We start from the raw sequence: 2,664 nt of genomic DNA, 5'->3' as shown, positions 1-2,664 counted from the left end.
CCGCCGGACCGGTCGCCGTGCCCGCGTCGGTGCCGGTCCCCGGGCCGCCGCCCGCGAGCCGGCCCGACCGGGAAGGGGCCGCACGATGACGCCGCACCCCGTCGCCCGCCGCTCGCGCCGACGCGTGCTCGCCGCCGTCGCCGGAGCCGCGACGCTCGTCCTCGCGGCGTGCACCGCGATGCCCACCTCCGGGCCCGTCCAGCAGGGCGACGGCCGCGTCGAGACGCCGTCGGGCGTCGACGTGCTCGCCGAGGGCCCGCGGCCCGACGCCGACCCCGTCGAGATCGTCGAGCGGTTCCTCGTCGCCGGCTCGGCCGGGTTCCGGGACAACTTCGTCGTGGCGCGGCAGTTCCTCGCCGGGGAGGCGCGGTCCGAGTGGGAGCCGCTCGGTGGCGTCGTCGTCTCCGGGGACCTCGAGATCACCGAGGTCGGCGACGCGCAGGTGCAGGTCGACGTGCCCGTCGTCGCCCGCGTCGACAGCGACGGCCGCTACGCCGAGGCCGGGACCGGCGCCGAGCTCATGCTCACCTACGTGCTCGTCCAGGACGACGACGGGCAGTGGCGCATCTCCGAGGCGCCCGACGGCCTCGTCGTCCCGACGGACGACTTCGCGGTGTTCTTCCGGCAGACCGCCCTCTACTTCCTGTCGCCCGACGAGACGTACCTCGTGCCGGAGCTGCGCTGGCTGCCCGCCAAGAACCTCACGACGTACGCCGTCAGCGCGCTGCTCGCGGGACCGTCGCCGTGGCTGCGCGACGCCGTGGGCACCGCGGTGCCGGACGGCGTGCAGCTCAAGCCCGTCGCCGTGGACGTCGACGACGACGGCGTCGCGCACGTCGGTCTGTCGTCCGCGCGCGCCGCCGACCTGCTCGACGCCGACCGCCCGCTGCTGCTCGCCCAGATCGAGCGCACGCTCCTCGAGGTGTCGGGCGTGAGCTCGGTCGACGTGAGGGCCGGGAGCGCCGCGCTGGAGGGCGCGGCGACGCTCAACCACGGGTCGCCGTCGGGCGGCTCGCTCGAGCTGCTGCAGGGCGACGAGATCGTGCAGCTCGGCGCCGAGGGTCTGGGACCCGTCGAGGGCGTCGGACCGCTCGACGTGCCCGAGCCGAGCCACCCCGCCCGGGACGAGCGCGGCGACGTGCGCGTCGTCCTGTCGGCGGGGCGCTCCCTCGTCACCGTGCCGACCGCCGCCGACGCCGGCACCACGCTCTACAGCGGGACGTCGCTGTCCGCGCCGTCCGTCGACCGGTTCGGCTGGGTCTGGACGTCCGACGTCGGCGTCGGCGCGCTCGCGGTCCGGGCCGGTGCGGCGGCCGTGCCCGTCGGTGCGGACTGGCTCGAGGGGCGGACGGTGCGCGCGGTGCGCGTCGCCCGCGACGGGGTCCGTGCGGCCGTCGTGTCGGCGGGGGAGGACGGCGTCGCCGTCGACCTCGTGGCCGTCGTCCGCGACCGCCGCGGCGTCCCGCAGGGCTTCGGCGAGGCCGTGCGCGTCGGGACGCCGCTCGTCGACCCGACGTCGGTCGTGTGGCTCGACGAGTCGACCCTGGGCGTCGTCGCCACGGAGGGCGACGAGAACCGGGTGCACGCGGTGCCCCTCGCCGGGGCGACGCGGGCGCTGTCGCCCGTCGCGGACCTCGCGTCGCTGTCGGGCGGCCGGACGCCGTACGCCGCGACCGAGGACGGCGGGCTGCTCAAGCTCATCGGCTCGACGTGGGTGCGGGTGCCCGACGTGACGGGGGTCGCCGACCCGTCGTTCGCCGGCTGACCGCACGCCGAGCCGTCCCCGGCCCGCGTCGCGGGCGTCGCGTCCCCCGGTGGTCGCGGCGCCGGACCCGACCGGGGCCGCCGGGTGGTGCGCTGGCCGCGTGCCGTCCGCGTCCCACACCCGCCTCGCTTCCCTCGCCGGCGACCTCGTCGGCCTCGTGCTCCCCGTCGAGTGCGCCGGCTGCGGGCGCCCGGACGACCCCTGGTGCGCGGTGTGCCGTGCGTGGCTCGACGCCCCGCCGTGGCGCTGCGAGGAGCGGGCCGGGCGCCTCGACCGGCTCGACGGCCGCCCGCCCCTGCCGGTCTGGACGCTGGGCGACAACGTCGGCGCGGTCCGGGCGGCGGTCGTCGCCTGGAAGGACGGCGGACGCCTCGACCTCACGCGACCGCTCGCCGCGGCCGTCGGGCGGGCCGCGCACCGCGCCGGCCCGTCGGTCGACACGCTGCGCGGTCCGGTCGACACGCTGCGCGGTCCGGTCGACACGCTGCGCGGTCCGGTCGACACGCTGCGTGGTCCGGTCGGCTCGCTGCGCGGCCCGGGTCGCCCGCACCGTCGTCCGCTGCTCGTCGTCCCGGTGCCCTCCACCGCGGCCGCGCGACGACGCCGCGGCACCTGGCTCGTCGACGACCTCGCCCGTGGTGCAGTGCGTGGGCTCACCGCGACCGGCGACGCCGCCGCGCGAGCGCCCGTGCTGCGACGCCGGGGAGGCAGGGACCAGGTCGGGCTGGGCGCGCGGGAGCGGGCCCGGAACCTCGACGGGCAGGTGGTCGTCGCCCGGGGCCGTGCGGTGACGCTCCCCGGGCACGACGTCCTGCTCGTCGACGACGTGCTCACCACGGGGGCCTCGCTCGCGGCGTGCGCGGCGGTCCTCGCCGCGGCGGGCGCGCGCGGGGGGGGGG

General features: G+C 78.5%; 2 protein-coding genes. Both read left to right on the top strand.

What is annotated here, in order from left to right:
- Nucleotides 1-85 precede the first annotated feature (85 nt).
- On the top strand, nt 86-1,765 hold the full coding sequence (locus tag CBZ_RS13265; protein WP_130782004.1) for an LpqB family beta-propeller domain-containing protein: 1,680 nt from the start codon (nt 86-88) through the stop codon (nt 1,763-1,765).
- Nucleotides 1,766-1,865: 100 nt separating this feature from the next.
- The coding region (locus CBZ_RS13260; RefSeq protein ID WP_130782003.1) for a ComF family protein at nt 1,866-2,664 on the top strand (799 nt) is incomplete at its 3' end.

Origin of the sequence: Cellulomonas biazotea, assembly GCF_004306155.1 — a bacterium.
Lineage (GTDB): Bacteria > Actinomycetota > Actinomycetes > Actinomycetales > Cellulomonadaceae > Cellulomonas > Cellulomonas biazotea.
This window is presented reverse-complemented; position numbering and strand designations above follow the sequence as displayed.

What these genes read in the sequence shown, in the direction of transcription:
- CBZ_RS13265 (WP_130782004.1), top strand. Translation starts at nt 86, where the DNA reads ATGACGCCGCACCCCGTCGCCCGCCGCTCGCGCCGACGCGTGCTCGCC.